Below are 13,903 nucleotides of genomic sequence, written 5' to 3'. Positions count from 1 at the left end.
TTGGCGCGTATTTTACCCCAAAGGCCGTAATGCCAATCTCAATACTCGACCGGCAGCGGGTCGAGGCTGCGCCACAGATACCAGGTGGCCACCGAACGCCAAGGCCGCCAGCGCTCGCCGCAGGCGGCAAGCGTCTTGCGCGGCTGCTTCTCGCCCCCGAAATAACGTTCATGCACCGCCCGCTGCAGCCCAATATCGTCAAGCGGAAAAACGTCTGGGCGCAACTGGTTGAAGATCAGGAACATTTCCGCCGTCCAGCGGCCAATGCCGCGCACCTCGGTCAACGCGACGATCACCGACTCGTCGTCCATTGACACCCACTCCGCGGGATCGAGCCGCCCGCTGGCAAAATGCGCGGCCAGGTCACGCACGTACTCGCTTTTGCGCCGCGACAGGCCGCAACCCGCCAGCCCTTCCTCGCCTGCCGCCAATACCGCTGACGGCGAAACCTCGCCGACCGCCGCGACAAAACGCCCCCACACCGCATCCGCCGCCTTGACCGAAATCTGCTGGCCGACGATGGAGCGCGCCAGTGTACCGAACGGATCGCCGCGCGACACCAGACCCAGGCCAGCGTAGCGCGCGACCAGCTCGGCCATGCGCTCGTCGGCGGCCGCCAGCTCCTGCGCCGCCTGTTGCCAGTAATCCGGAGTCATCGCATCACCTTTTGAAAATCGGCCAAAAAACGTGGTCGACCGCAACAGGCCGTGAAAAGCCCGGATCAGCCGTACTTGCCGCTCAGGAAGGGGTTGTAGCGGCGTTCTTCACCGAAGTTCGACATCGGCCCGTGTCCGGGGATGAACTCGACGTCGTCACCGAGCGGGAAAAGTTGCTCGTGGATCGAGCGGATCAGCGTGTCATAGTCGCCGCGCGGGAAGTCGGTGCGGCCGATCGAGCCCTGGAAAAGCACGTCGCCGAGCTGCGCCAGCTTGCTCGGCGCGTGGTAGAAGACGACATGGCCCGGCGTGTGCCCGGGACAATGCAGCACGTCGAGTTCGACCTCGCCAAAATGCACCTTGTCGCCGGCCTTGAGCCAGCGGTCCGGCTCGAAGCTGGTCACGTTCGGGAAACCGAACATCTTGCTCTGCTGCGGCATGCCGACGATCCAGAAGCGATCCTCCTCGTGCGGCCCCTCGATCGTCACGCCGGTTCGCGCGGCCAGCGCGCCGACGCCGCCGGCATGGTCGATGTGGCCGTGGGTGACGAGTATCTTGGCCAGCGTCAGGCCTTCCTGCTGCAGCACTCCGAGGATGCGGTCGATATCGCCGCCGGGGTCGATCACCGCCGCCTGGCGGGTCTTTTCGCACCAGAAGATGGTGCAGTTCTGCTCGAAGGGCGTGACCGGAACGATGGCGTAGCGCATGGCGGATCGGAATTGACGAAATGGGCGCCATTATCGCATGGCCGCCGACCAGCTACCGTCCTCGCAGTGCCACCCATTTTGCGAGCAGCACGCCGGAAATTGCGCCTACGCCGGATTCCCGGCCCGCGCTTCCAGCGCTTCCCAGCGTTCGAGCAGCGCCATCAGTTCGTCGTCGATCGCCGCCAGTCGCGTGGCCGCCTGTTGCGCGCCGGCCGGGTCGGTCTGGTAGATGGCCGGGTCTTCGAGGCGCCGGGTCAAGGCACCCTGCTCGTCCTCCAGCGCAGCGATTTTTTCCGGCAGTGCCTCCAGTTCCCGCTGCTCCTTCCACGACAGCTTGTCGGCCCGCGCCTTCGCCGGTTCGGCCGCCTTCGCCGCCAGCTTGCCCTCGCCCTTCGGCCGGCCGGCCTCCTTCTGGACGCTCGCCTTGTAGGCCGCCCAGTCGCTGTAGCCGCCGGCATACTCCTTCCATGCGCCATCACCTTCGGCAGCGATCGTCTGCGTCACCACGTTGTCGAGGAAGGTCCGGTCATGGCTGACCAGGAACAGCGTGCCGTCGTAGTTGGAGAGCAGTTCTTCGAGCAGCTCAAGCGTCTCGATGTCGAGGTCGTTGGTCGGCTCGTCGAGCACCAGCACGTTGGCCGGCCGCGCGAACAGGCGGGCCAGCAGCAGGCGGTTGCGCTCGCCGCCGGAGAGCGAACTGACCGGCGAACGGGCGCGCTCCGGGGCGAAGAGAAAATCTTCGAGATAGCCGATCACATGCTTGCGCGCGCCGCCGATCTCGACGTAATCCGATCCCGGTGAAATGACATCGACCAACGACGCATCCGGATTCAGCTGGGTGCGGAACTGGTCGAAATAGGCGACATCGATCTTCGTCCCCTGGCGCGCGCTGCCTTCGTCGGGCTTCAATTCGCCGAGGATCATGCGCAACAGCGTCGTCTTGCCGGCGCCGTTCGGCCCGATCACGCCGATCTTGTCGCCGCGCTGGATGCGCGCCGAAAAATCGCGGACGATGACCCGCTCGCCGTAGCGCTTGCTCACATGCTCCAGTTCGGCGACCAGCTTGCCGCTCTTGTCGCCGGCATCGAGCTGCAGATTGACCTTGCCCATGCGTTCGCGCCGCGCCTGGCGTTCGGCACGCAGCTTGTCCAGGCGCTGGACGCGGAAGACGGCACGCGTCCGCCGCGCCTCGACGCCCTTGCGGATCCAGATTTCCTCTTCCTTGAGCAGTTTGTCGGCGCGCGCATTGGCCAGCGCCTCCTCGTGCAGCAAAGCCTCCTTACGCTGCTGATAGTCCTTGAAACTGCCGGGAAAACTGGCCAGCTTCCCGCGATCGAGCTCGACGATGCGCGTGCACACGCGGTCGAGAAAGGAACGGTCGTGGGTGATGAAGAACAGGGTGACGCCGGTTTCGATCAGCAGATTTTCCAGCCACTCGATGGCGGCGATATCGAGGTGGTTGGTCGGCTCGTCGAGCAGCAGCACCTCGGGCGCGACCGCCAGCGCCTGGGCCAGCGCCAGGCGCTTCTTCTGGCCGCCGGACAGGCTGCCGACGTTGGCGTCAGGGTCGAGTCCGAAACGGTCGATGACCTTCTCGGCCTGCGCCTCGTAGGCCCAGGCGCCACAGGCTTCCAGCTCGTGCTGCAGGCTTTCCATCTGCGCCAGCAGGGCATCGTGATCGCCCCCGCCTTCGGCCATCCGGTGCGACACCTCGTGATAGGCGGCGAGCAACCGGGAAGCCTCGCCCATGCCCGAAATGACCGCCTCGAACACGGTCGACCGCGGATCGAACGGCGGTTCCTGCGGCACGTAGCCGACGCGGATGCCGGGCTGCACCCAAACTTCGCCATCATCTAGCCGGCCGCGCCCGGAACCGGCCGCGAGGGCCGCCAGCAGCGAGGATTTGCCGGTGCCGTTACGGCCGATCAGCGCCACCCGCTCGCCCGGATCGAGCTGGAAATCGGCATGATCGAGCAGCGGCACGTGGCCATAGGCGAGACAGGCGTCGGAAAGTTTCAGGTAAGGCATGGCGCAATGGAAAACGGCGCCCCGCGAGGCGCCGAGTCAGGTTCGGATGCGACATTCTAACGGCTTGCGGTTGGGGCATCTATCCCAAATTGGTCGCCCCCCGGTACAATGCGCGCCTGCCGGCACGCACGCCGCCTCCATAGTTAAATGGATATAACACGCCCCTCCTAAGGGCGAATTGGTGGTTCGATTCCACCTGGGGGCGCCAGCCAAATGTTTGTGATGCACCGAATTTCCTGAGCGGCGACAGTCGCAAGGTCTCAATCCAATCACACGAGAAAGGCACGAACCCGATGAAGCTCGTTCTGGTATGGCTGCTCAATGCGGTCGCTTTGCTCCTGGTGCCTTACATCGTCCCTGGCGTCCACATCGAGACCTTCTTCTCCGCGCTCATCGCCGTGGTGATACTCGGCCTGGTGAATGCCGTGATCCGGCCGATCTTCATCCTGTTGACCCTCCCGGTCACCCTGTTGACCCTGGGCCTCTTTCTTTTCGTCATCAACGCGCTGCTGTTCTGGTTCGCCGGCGACATCCTGCGCGGTTTCCGGGTCGACGGTTTTGTCGCCGCGCTGTTCGGGTCGATCGTCTACAGCCTGGCCAGCTGGGCGTTCGCCACCCTGCTCCAGGGTGGCAAACGCAAGGCTTCCTGAATCGCGGGGAGGATCGACATGCCGCAAACGCAGGCGCTGGGCGACCTGATCCTCGAGCAGACCGCCGATGCGGTGATCTATGCCAACCGGCAGGGGCTGATCGAACGCTGGAACGCCGCTGCCACGGCGCTGTTCGGCTACTCCTTCGACGAGGCGCTCGGGCAGAGCCTCGACCTGATCATCCCCGAGCGCCTGCGCGCCGCCCACTGGCGCGGCTTCGACGCCGCCATGGAAACCGGCGCGACGCGGCTGCACGGACATCCGACTGTAACGCGCGCCGAGCACAAGTCGGGACGCAAGCTTTACGTCGAGATGAGCTTCGCCATCGTCGCCGATGGTACCGGCACGGCAATCGGCTCGGTGGCGGTCGCCCGGGACGTGAGCGAACGAGTGGCCAGGGAAAGGGCGGCGGCGCCATGATTGGCACCCGGCCCATGCGCCTGCGCCGGGTGCTGCTCGCCGGCGCCGTCGGCCTCGCCGGCTGCGCCTCCTGGCACTGGGAAAAACCGGGTGGCGATCTCGGCGCCGACCAGCGCTACTGCAAGCTGCAAACCTATTCGGGCGCCGACGGCATGGTCACCAGCGCCCAGGTCAGGGCCATGCACCACTGCATGGAATCCCGGGGTTGGCGGAAGGTGGCGAACTGACCCGGGTTCGCGCCCCCGCCTCCGGTTATGCAGAGCGAATCACTTCCGGTAGACTTCGTCATTTCGATCAAGCGAGTCCAATGAAATGACATTCGGTGAAGCCATCAAGACCTGTTTTGCCAAGTACGCGGACTTTAGCGGGCGCGCCCCGCGCTCCGAATTCTGGTGGTGGGAACTGTTCGCCTTCCTGGTGCTGGTGGGCACCGCGATGGTCAACGACACGCTGTCCAATCTGGCCAGCCTGGCCCTCGCACTGCCCAACCTGGCGGTCGGCGCGCGGCGCCTTCATGACATCGACAAGAGCGGCTGGTTCCAGTTGCTGTACCTGATCCCGCTGATCGGCTGGATCGTCCTGATGTACTGGGCCGTCAAGGAAGGCAAGGAACCGAACCGCTTCTGACCGGCTGCGCCGCCCGGCTCCGGAGGCCCGGAGTGGCACGCCATACCACCGCCCATGCCATCGTGAAAACCAGGAAATCCCCTCCCCGGCATTCCGTCGACATCAGCGAAGAGGCCGGCGTGCGCTACCTGCATTTCGGCTCGGAATGGGTGCAGGGGGCGATGCGGATCGCCCGGCCGTGGTCGCTGGAACTGGCCTACACGCGGGAAATGATGGCCGGCCTGCTGTTGCGCGGCGGCACCGGCAGCTGGCCGCGCAGCGCCCTGCTGGTCGGGCTCGGCGCCGGCTCGCTGGCCAAGTTCATCTACCGCAACCTGCCCGACTGCCGCAGCACGGTCGTCGAAATCAACCCGCAGGTCGACTACATCGCCCGCCAGTTCTTCAAACTGCCGGACGATCCGGCCCGCCTGGCCGTGGTCATCGGCGACGGCGCCGAATTCATGCTGGCCGGCGAGCGCCGCTTCGACTACATCCTGGTCGATGGCTTCGACGCCGACGCCCGCGCCGGTGCGCTCGACACCCTGCCCTTCTATCAGGCCTGCCGCACCCGGCTCACCGACGCGGGGCTGCTCTGCGTCAACCTCCTTGGACGCAACAAGGGCTTCGCCGGCAGCGTCGAACGCCTGGCGGCCGCCTTCGACGGACGCATCGCCGTACTTCCGTCGTGCGACAGCGGCAATACCATCGCCTTCGCCACCGGCGGCGAAGCTGTCGCCATCACGCTGGACGACCTGCGCGACCGGGCGCTGCGCCTCAAGAAGGAAACCGGCCTCGACCTGCTGCCCACCCTCACCCGCCTGCAACTCGCCCACCCGCTGCCCGGCGGGATGCTGCGCATCTGAAGGGCTGCTGCGGTCAACCTTGTTTTTTTAGGTTTTTCCACCTAAAAATATAATGATCCTCCACCCATAAATACGACAAGGCGGACACAACAACGATAACCGGCAATTCAATGCCACTCCCCCGTTATCTTTGCCATGCCCGAGGAGGAATACATGCTTTCCATTCAGGACGTCCTTGATTATTGCGATCTCGACCGCGGCGAAATCGAAGCCGTCGCGGAACACGAGCATCTCCCGATGGCCGTTGCCGCCGAACTGGGTGAAACCCTGCTGAGTTCGCCGGAGGGTGTTTTCAAACTGCACTCGATGATTGTCGAGAACATGGAACATGCCCTAGAATGCGGCCACGTCGAGCATGCGAGAGATCTCGCGGAAACCTACCAGCATCTGCAGCGCACGCATCCGATGCCGCTCTGAAGCGTTTCCAGACTCCTCCGCCGAGGACTGACCGGCATCCGACCGGTCGCGAACCCGACCCGAGTGGCCGGGTTCTTTTTGCCGACAGACGGATACAAAGTCTGCGGAACCATGACTGTTCGCCCCAGTCGGAAATAACAGGAACAAGGAGCAAGGAAACAGACCATGCTTGCACTGAAGGATTGCATCGACATGTGCGGCCTGACCGAAGACGAGGTCGTCGCCATCGCCGAAGAGGAAAACCTGCCGCCCATCGTCGCCGTGCTGATCGGCAGCAATCTCCTGCGCTCCGAAAACGGCCTGGCCTATCTCGGCGAAATCCTCAGAAACCGTGCCGAAAAGGCGGTCGACCGCGGCGAACCGGAAGTCGCCGCCAAACATCGCACCACCTACGAAAATTTCCGGCAGCGCTGCCCGCAGCCGCTCGTCGACTAAGCAACCGCCCCGCCTAGACGTGGCGCGACTGCGGCCCGAAGCCGTGCTCGACCGCGTAGAGGGCAACCTGCACGCGGCTCGTCATGTTCAGCTTCTTGAAGATGTTCTGGACATGGATCTTGACCGTGCTTTCCGCCAGATCGAGGGCGCGGGCGATTTCCTTGTTGCTTTCGCCCTGCGCCAGGCAGTTCAGGATGTCGCGCTCGCGCGGTGAAAACTTGTCGCGCTCGACCACCTGGCTCGCCGCGCCCGGCTGTTCGCGCACCCCCTGGATCAGCTTGGCGGTCATCTGCGGCGACACCACCGAGTCGCCCTCGGCCGCCCGCCGGATGGCGTCGAGCAGCGCGTCCATCTCGATGTTCTTGAGCAGGTAGCCGCTGGCGCCGGCGCGCAGAGCCTCCATCAGGTCCTGCGCATCCTCCGAAACGGTCAGCATCAGCACCCGGGCGCCGGGGATTTCCTCGGTGATCACCTTGACCGCCTCGAGGCCGCTGATGCCCGGCATGTGCAGGTCGAGGAGGATCACGTCCGGCTGCAGCGAACGCGCCCGCTTGATGCCTTCAAGGCCGTCGCCGGCCTCGTCGAGCACCTCGAAGTCGTCGTGGCGCTGCAGCAGCGCCTTGACCCCGCTGCGGAACAGGACATGGTCGTCGACCAGCAATACGCGAATTTTTTCAGTCATTTCAGGCAACCTCTGCTTGTTTTTTCGGCAGGACGAAGCGCACCCGCGTGCCTTTGCCCGGCGCCGACGTAATCTGACATTCTCCCCCGATCCGGTGCGCCCGCTCGCGCATGATGCGCAGACCGACGTGGCGCTCGGAAAGGACGTTGGGTTCGTTGACCGGGTCGAAGCCGCCGCCATCGTCCTCGACGACGACCTCGATTTCGCGCCGCGTGCGGCGCACCGTCACCGCCACCCGGCCGGCCCGCGCATGCTTGCGGATGTTGGACAGAGACTCCTGGACGATGTGCATGATCTGGATCTCGTCGGTCGGCTCCAGCGGCGCCCCGCTGCCCTGGCGCTCGAAGCCGGTGGCGATGCCGGTCTGCCCCTCGAATTTTTCGAGAGCGGCGACGATGGCCGAATCGAGGTCGGACTGGTGCATGCGGGTGCGGAAGTGAACCAGCAGCTCGCGCACGTCGTCGTAGCTCTCCTGCACCCCTTCGCGCAGTTGCCCGGCGGTCTGCATGGCCTCGTCGGCGCGCCCCTTGCGTAGCGAATCCTGCAGCAATTGGACCTGGATGTTGAGGAAGGCCAGCCCCTGGGCGATCGAATCGTGCAGTTCCTGGGCCAGCAGGTTGCGCTCCTCGGACACCGCCAGTTCCTTCTCGCGCGACCGCAGGCGCTGGTTCTCGACGGCCACGCCGAGGTGCTGGCCGAGGGTTTCGAGCAGATTGAACTCCTGCTCGGAAACTTCGCGCTGTTCGCGAAAGTAGAGGTTGAAGACGCCGATCCGCTGCTTGTTGTAGAGGATGTTGAAGGCGGTCGCCGTGGCGAAGCGTTCGCGGACGCAGGTCCGCAATTTCATGCCCGGCGGCGGGTTGAGCGTAGCGAAGGCGACCGGCTTGCCGGTCTGGATGACATCGCCGCACAGGCAGTCGCTGCAGTTCATTTCGCTTTCGCGGAAGACGAACTCCTCCGACAGGCCTTCGTGCGTCATCAGGTAGAGCTTCTCGGTATCGGCGGTGTACAGGCGCACGGCCCCGGCATCGGCGCCGAGGGCGTTGCGGATGCGCCCGAGAAACCCCTGGCAGACGGCTTCGAGCGGCGCCGGTTCGCTGAGAAAGGCGGTAATCCCGTAGAGGATGCCGAGTTCCCGGTTGCGCTCCGCCAGGCTGCGGGTTTCCGCCGCGACCCGTTCTTCCAGTGTGTTGTAAACCCGCTGCAAATGCTCGGCCATCTGGTTGAAGCCGCTCGCCAAACTGCCCAGCTCGTCATCCCGGGTGACCGGCAGGCGTACCGCCAGATCGTCGTTGGCCATGCGCCGGATGCCGGCCTGCAGTTCGCCGACCGGGCGGATCACCAGCTGCATGAAGAAGCGGATCAGGACCGCCGTGCCGATCGTGGCGAGGACGATCAGCGCCGCCTGCACCGTGCGCAGCAGGTTGGTGTTGGCGGCATAGCTGTGCTCCATCGCCAGCACCAGGTCGTTGATGCCGCCGACGAAGCCTTCCAGTTCGTCGTCGAAGCCGTCGAGCGCGGCAGCGCGCTGCGCCGGCGGGTGACCGAGAAAGGCTACGACCTGCGGGCGCATCGTCTGGCGCCAGGCCGTCTCGACGGCCAGCAGGCGGGCCTGGACGTCGACATCGCGCGGCGGCGCCATCGGCCGCGCCGGATCGCCCTGGCGCAGATCGAGGAGGACCCGGTCGAAACGCTCCACTTCGCTTTGCACGCTGCGGTCGACGGCGACATCATGGTGTTCCAGGCTGCGCGCCATCAGGTGGCCGATCCGGTAGGTGCGCATGCGCTGGCTGCCGGCATCGTTGATCGCCGCCGCCACGCCTTCCAGTTGCCAGGAAAGGTAGAGCGTCATGCCGATGGCCGACAGGGCCACCAGGAAGAAGACGAACAGCGTCCCAACGATCTTGCGGGACAGCTTGCCGGGAAAAGCAAACATCGATGCCTCGTTTGTGCGATGCCCGGCACCTTAGCCCGCCGCTTGCCGAAAATGCAAGCAGATGAATCAAAGGACAAAAAAAAGCCCACCGGCGGGAGCCGATGGGCAAAGGTCGCTAGTGGAGAGAGAGAGCTTAGCGACGATGGAGGCGGTACACGGATCAGGCAGCCATCTTTTCGACGTGCGCCTGCTTTTCGTAGAGGAATTCGAGCACCGCGGCGCGGTAGTCGATGTAGGCCGGGTCGTGCGCCAGGGTCAGGCGCTCGCGCGGGCGCGGCAGCTTGACCTCGAGGATTTCGCCGATGGTCGCCGCCGGGCCGTTGGTCATCATGACGATGCGATCGGAGAGCAGCACGGCCTCGTCGACATCGTGGGTGACCATGACGGTGGTCGCCCGGGTGGCCTCGCAGATCTTCATCAGCTCGTCCTGCAGCTTGGCGCGGGTCAGCGCGTCGAGGGCGCCGAAGGGCTCGTCCATCAGCAACACCTTGGGTTCCATCGACAACGCACGGGCGATGCCGACGCGCTGCTTCATGCCGCCGGAGATTTCATGCGGGTACTTGCTGCTGGCGTGGTCGAGGCCGACCAGGCTGATCGCAGCGGCAGTACGCTCCTTGAGCTTGGCCTTGCCCTCCTTGGCGCCGAACACGCGCTCGACGGCCAGGTAGACGTTCTCGAAGCAGGTCAGCCAGGGCAGCAGGCTGTGGTTCTGGAAGACCACCGCGCGCTCGGGTCCCGGGCCGCCGATCTCGCGGCCGTCGCAGAGCAGCACGCCGGTGGTCGGCCGGGTCAGGCCGGCGATCAGGTTGAGCAGGGTCGATTTGCCGCAGCCGGAGTGGCCGATCAGCGCGATGAATTCGCCCTGTTTGATGGTCAGGTCGATATCGCGCAGGGCGACGAACTTGCCCTTCTTGGTGTCGAAAGTCTGGCCCACCGCTTCGATCTGTACGAATTTTTCCATGATGTGCGCTCCTTACGACGATTCTTTGGTCAGCTTCTTGGCCAGCAGGATCAGGCTCTGTTCGAGGATCAGGCCGACGATGCCGATGACGAAGATGGCGATGATGATGTGCTCGACCTTCAGGTTGTTCCACTCGTCCCACACCCAGAAGCCGATGCCGACGCCACCGGTGAGCATTTCGGCGGCGACGATGACCAGCCAGGCGGTACCGATGGACAGGCGGATGCCGGTCAGCATGTAGGGCAGCACGGCCGGGAAGAGGATCTTGGTGACGACCTTCCACTCGGACAGCGCCAGCACGCGGGCGACGTTGAGGTAATCCTGCGGCACGCGCTGGACGCCCTGGGCGGTATTCATGATCATCGGCCAGATCGAGCAGATGAAGATGGTGTAGGTCGCCGCCGGGTCGGCCTTCTTGAACACCAGCAGGCCGATCGGCAGCCAGGCCAGCGGCGACACTGGACGCAGCAGGCTGATGATCGGGTTGACCATGGCCGACAGGAAGGCCGAGCGACCGAGGATGAAGCCGAGCGGAATGCCGACCAGCGCCGCGAAGCCGAAGCCGATGCCGACGCGCTGCAGCGAGGACAGCACGTTCCAGCCGATGCCCTGGTCGTTCGGCCCGTTGCGGTAGAACGGGTCGGAGAACAGCGCCACCGCTGCGTCCCAGGTCTGGACCGGCCCGGGAATGCTGCCGCCCTTGTGGGTGGCGACATACCAGAGACCGATCAGTACCACCAGACCGAGTACCGGCGGCAGGATGGCGCGGCCGAAGGCGCCCAGTTTTTCGCCGATCGGCGTGCCGGTTTCGGCGACCGCCAGGGTTGCTGCTTTTTCCATTTTCTTTTCCTTGGCCGGTTCGGCGGCGACTTCCGCGACCGGCTGGCTGCTTGTGCTGCGGTCGACCGGCTTTTCAAGGCCAAAATCACCGCTCATCGTCATTGCGCTCATGATTCTCTCCCTGGCCCTCAGGCCTTGACCTTGAATCCGTCGGCGTACTTCGCCGGATCCTTGCCATCCCAGACGACGCCGTCGATCAGCTTGCTGCTGCGCATGTCGCTCTTGGGCAGCGCGACGCCGGCGGCGGCGGCACCCTGCTTGTAGACGTCGATGCGGTTGACCTGCTTGGCGATCGCCAGGTAATCGGGATGGCTCTTGAGCAGCCCCCAGCGCTTGTGCTGGGTCATGAACCACATGCCGTCGGACAGGTAAGGGTAATTCACCGCCCCATCGTTGAAGAACTTCATGTGGTTCTTGTCGTCCCAGCTCTTGCCGAGGCCGTTCTGGTAGCGGCCGAGCATGCGGGCGACGATGACTTCGGTGTCGGTATTGACGTAGGCCTTCTGGGCGATGGTTTCGGCCGTCTTCTGCTTGTTCGGCAGCGAGGCGTCGATCCACTTGCCGGCATCGAGAATGGCGGCGACCATGGCACGCGCCGTATTCGGGTTCTTCTGCACCCATTCGGCGGTGGTGCCGAGCACCTTTTCCGGGTGGTCGACCCAGATGTCCTGCGTCGTCACCGCGGTGAAGCCGATGTTGTCCATGATCGCGCGGTTGTTCCACGGCTCGCCGACGCAGAAACCGTCCATGTTGCCGACGCGCATGTTGGCCACCATCTGCGGCGGCGGCACGGTGATCGTCTTGACGTCCTTCAGCGGATTGACGCCGTTGGCCGCCAGCCAGTAGTACAGCCACATGGCGTGGGTGCCGGTCGGGAAGGTCTGGGCGAAGGTGTATTCCTTTTCCTTCTTGGCGATCAGGGCAGCCAGGCTGGCGCCGTCGGTCGCGCCCTTGTCGCGCATCTGGTTCGAAAGCGTGATCGCCTGACCGTTGTTGTTCAGGGTCATCAGGGACGCCATGTCCTTCTTGGGACCGCCGATGCCCAACTGCACGCCGTAGATCAGGCCGTACAGCACGTGGGCGGCGTCAAGCTCGCCATTGACCAGCTTGTCGCGCACCGAAGCCCACGAGGCTTCCTTGGTCGGGATGATCTTGATGCCGTATTTCTCATCGAACTTGTTGACCGCCGCCATGACGACGGAGGCGCAGTCGGTGAGGGGAATGAAGCCGATCTTGACTTCCTTCTTTTCGGGGGCATCCGAACCGGCGGCCCAGGCACCGCTGCGGACGCCGGGGGGTACCATGGACATTAGCGATGCTCCCAAAGCGGCTGAAACAAAGTCACGACGAGAAAAGGACGACTTGGACTTAGGCGCCAGAGTGTTGTCTTCCATTGCTTGCTCCTTGATTGCTTGAATCGAAAAACAAAATGGGCGCCACACCCATGCCGCAAAATCCCGGCAGCACAGGTGGACGCCCTTGTCCCCGGAATCCGACCGAACCGATCGGATTCCTGCCCGGCCGCCATTGACCGTGCGTTTCACGAGGACCATCGCAATGGTCGTGCCAGGACTAGTTATTTGTAACTAGTTACTTGGAACTATATGATTCTAATGGAGTTTTTTTGCCGGATTCGCCCGGCGCCTGCCGCCAGGCCATGCACTGTTGCAGTGCAGCAAGCGACTTCCCCTGCACAACAACGGGGAATGTCAGAGTAGGACGCGCGCCATGTCGATGACGTCGCGCGCCACCTTGGCCATCGTCTGGCCGCGCTCCATCGCCAGCTTGCGCATGGCGTGGTAGGCCGCGTCCTCGTCGAGCCCGCGCGCCTTCATCAGCACGCCCTTGGCCTTGTCGACCAGCTTGCGCTCGGAAAGCTTCTGCGAAATCTCGTCGAGCTCGCGGCGCAGTGCCTGCGTATCCTCGAAACGGGCGCGCGCCACCTCGACGATGGGCTTGATGCGCCTGGGATCGAGGCCATCCACCACGTAGGCCGAAACGCCCGCCCTGACGGCGTCGCGGATGGTCGCCTGGCCGTCTTCCTGGGTGAAGATGACGACCGGCCGTGGCATGTCCTTGTGCATCGCCGCCAGATTTTCCAGCGTGTCGCGGCTCGGGCTGTCGGTGTCGATCAGGATGACGTCGGGCTGGAGTTTCTCCACCTCTGCCGTCAGGTTTTCCGAGCCGGCCAGGATGGCGGCCACCTGATAGCCGGCGAGCGCCAGCCCGGCGCAGATTTCTCCAGCCCGCGAACGGGATTCATCGATGACGAGTACGGTAAGCATGCGGGGGGTTAAGCAAACTCCGAACCAGCCGCTTGCAACGCCGCCGCCGCCATGGCCTGGACGACGGTTTCGTGCTCGCCGATCGCCCCCGCCAATGAAAATCGCACTGCCGGATGGGTCGACCGCAAGCGGTCCAGCATTTCCGGCACGTCGCGCTTGAGATGGCCACCCTGGGCGATGAACATCGGAATCACGACAATCTCCGACGCGCCGCCGGCGACCAGCCCCGCCGCGCAGTCGGCCAGCGTCGGCGCCATGAATTCGAGGAAGGCGAGCTCGACCGCCTTGTCGCCGGCCCGCTGGCGGATCGCCGCCTGGACGCGGCGCAGCGGATTGGCCCATTCCGGATCGCGGGCGCCGTGGGCGAAAAGGATGAGGGCCGTGGTCATGGGTCAACTCCTGAAAGGTGGCGGATTA

17 protein-coding genes and 1 tRNA gene are annotated in these 13,903 nt (G+C 64.5%); 8 read left to right on the top strand and 10 right to left on the bottom strand.

Annotated features, from left to right (window positions below):
- Window positions 1-38: 38 nt before the first annotated feature.
- The 3 genes from GH660_RS07125 to GH660_RS07115 all read right to left on the bottom strand — a co-directional run bounded on the left by GH660_RS07125 (window position 39) and on the right by GH660_RS07115 (window position 3,391).
- Window positions 39-656, bottom strand: coding sequence for a DNA-3-methyladenine glycosylase (locus GH660_RS07125; protein ID WP_153145947.1), 618 nt, complete (start codon window positions 654-656; stop codon window positions 39-41).
- Between the two features lie 65 nt (window positions 657-721).
- The gene (locus GH660_RS07120; protein WP_153145946.1) at window positions 722-1,363 is read right to left on the bottom strand and encodes an MBL fold metallo-hydrolase; all 642 of its coding nucleotides are present in this window, start codon (window positions 1,361-1,363) and stop codon (window positions 722-724) included.
- Window positions 1,364-1,468: 105 nt separating this feature from the next.
- On the bottom strand, window positions 1,469-3,391 hold the full coding sequence (locus GH660_RS07115; RefSeq protein WP_153145945.1) for an ATP-binding cassette domain-containing protein: 1,923 nt from the start codon (window positions 3,389-3,391) through the stop codon (window positions 1,469-1,471).
- A gap of 133 nt (window positions 3,392-3,524) precedes the next feature.
- Here GH660_RS07115 and GH660_RS07110 point away from each other — a divergent pair.
- The 8 genes from GH660_RS07110 to GH660_RS07075 all read left to right on the top strand — a co-directional run bounded on the left by GH660_RS07110 (window position 3,525) and on the right by GH660_RS07075 (window position 6,782).
- Window positions 3,525-3,599 (top strand) — tRNA-Arg (locus tag GH660_RS07110).
- An 85-nt stretch (window positions 3,600-3,684) separates the two neighbouring features.
- A complete protein-coding gene (locus tag GH660_RS07105) occupies window positions 3,685-4,041 on the top strand; it encodes a phage holin family protein (RefSeq protein WP_153145944.1) in 357 nt (118 codons plus the stop codon).
- 18 nt (window positions 4,042-4,059) lie between these two features.
- Window positions 4,060-4,461 (top strand): PAS domain S-box protein, encoded by a 402-nt coding sequence (locus tag GH660_RS07100; RefSeq protein ID WP_153145943.1) that lies wholly within the window; start codon window positions 4,060-4,062, stop codon window positions 4,459-4,461.
- Window positions 4,458-4,688: a hypothetical protein gene (locus GH660_RS07095; protein WP_153145942.1), complete on the top strand. Its 231-nt coding sequence runs from the start codon at window positions 4,458-4,460 to the stop codon at window positions 4,686-4,688. Before GH660_RS07100 ends, GH660_RS07095 begins: the two co-directional genes overlap by 4 nt.
- A gap of 85 nt (window positions 4,689-4,773) precedes the next feature.
- Window positions 4,774-5,088: a DUF805 domain-containing protein gene (locus GH660_RS07090; RefSeq protein WP_153145941.1), complete on the top strand. Its 315-nt coding sequence runs from the start codon at window positions 4,774-4,776 to the stop codon at window positions 5,086-5,088.
- 62 nt (window positions 5,089-5,150) lie between these two features.
- Window positions 5,151-5,930: a spermidine synthase gene (locus tag GH660_RS07085; RefSeq protein ID WP_228276413.1), complete on the top strand. Its 780-nt coding sequence runs from the start codon at window positions 5,151-5,153 to the stop codon at window positions 5,928-5,930.
- A 153-nt stretch (window positions 5,931-6,083) separates the two neighbouring features.
- Window positions 6,084-6,347, top strand: coding sequence for a hypothetical protein (locus GH660_RS07080; protein WP_153145940.1), 264 nt, complete (start codon window positions 6,084-6,086; stop codon window positions 6,345-6,347).
- 165 nt (window positions 6,348-6,512) lie between these two features.
- Complete coding sequence (locus tag GH660_RS07075; RefSeq protein ID WP_153145939.1) at window positions 6,513-6,782, top strand: hypothetical protein; 270 nt, start codon at window positions 6,513-6,515, stop codon at window positions 6,780-6,782.
- Between the two features lie 13 nt (window positions 6,783-6,795).
- Here GH660_RS07075 and GH660_RS07070 read toward each other — a convergent pair whose 3' ends face one another.
- The 7 genes from GH660_RS07070 to GH660_RS07040 all read right to left on the bottom strand — a co-directional run bounded on the left by GH660_RS07070 (window position 6,796) and on the right by GH660_RS07040 (window position 13,875).
- Window positions 6,796-7,464 carry a response regulator transcription factor gene (locus GH660_RS07070; protein WP_153145938.1) on the bottom strand — a complete coding sequence of 223 codons (669 nt, stop codon included), beginning with the start codon at window positions 7,462-7,464 and terminating at the stop codon, window positions 6,796-6,798.
- Window position 7,465: 1 nt separating this feature from the next.
- The gene (locus tag GH660_RS07065) at window positions 7,466-9,400 is read right to left on the bottom strand and encodes a type IV pili methyl-accepting chemotaxis transducer N-terminal domain-containing protein (protein WP_153145937.1); all 1,935 of its coding nucleotides are present in this window, start codon (window positions 9,398-9,400) and stop codon (window positions 7,466-7,468) included.
- Window positions 9,401-9,560: 160 nt separating this feature from the next.
- The gene (locus GH660_RS07060; protein WP_153145936.1) at window positions 9,561-10,361 is read right to left on the bottom strand and encodes an ABC transporter ATP-binding protein; all 801 of its coding nucleotides are present in this window, start codon (window positions 10,359-10,361) and stop codon (window positions 9,561-9,563) included.
- Window positions 10,362-10,373: 12 nt separating this feature from the next.
- Complete coding sequence (gene ntrB / locus GH660_RS07055) at window positions 10,374-11,312, bottom strand: nitrate ABC transporter permease (RefSeq protein WP_153145935.1); 939 nt, start codon at window positions 11,310-11,312, stop codon at window positions 10,374-10,376.
- Between the two features lie 17 nt (window positions 11,313-11,329).
- Window positions 11,330-12,511 carry a CmpA/NrtA family ABC transporter substrate-binding protein gene (locus GH660_RS07050; protein WP_228276393.1) on the bottom strand — a complete coding sequence of 394 codons (1,182 nt, stop codon included), beginning with the start codon at window positions 12,509-12,511 and terminating at the stop codon, window positions 11,330-11,332.
- Window positions 12,512-12,910: 399 nt separating this feature from the next.
- Window positions 12,911-13,486 carry an ANTAR domain-containing response regulator gene (locus GH660_RS07045; RefSeq protein ID WP_153145933.1) on the bottom strand — a complete coding sequence of 192 codons (576 nt, stop codon included), beginning with the start codon at window positions 13,484-13,486 and terminating at the stop codon, window positions 12,911-12,913.
- Window positions 13,487-13,494: 8 nt separating this feature from the next.
- A complete protein-coding gene (locus GH660_RS07040) occupies window positions 13,495-13,875 on the bottom strand; it encodes a sirohydrochlorin chelatase (RefSeq protein WP_153145932.1) in 381 nt (126 codons plus the stop codon).
- Window positions 13,876-13,903: the final 28 nt, after the last annotated feature.

Source organism: Dechloromonas sp. H13 (assembly GCF_009469615.1).
GTDB lineage: Bacteria > Pseudomonadota > Gammaproteobacteria > Burkholderiales > Rhodocyclaceae > Azonexus.
The sequence above is the reverse complement of the archived record's forward strand: the minus strand, read 5'-3'. Positions and strand labels throughout refer to the sequence as shown.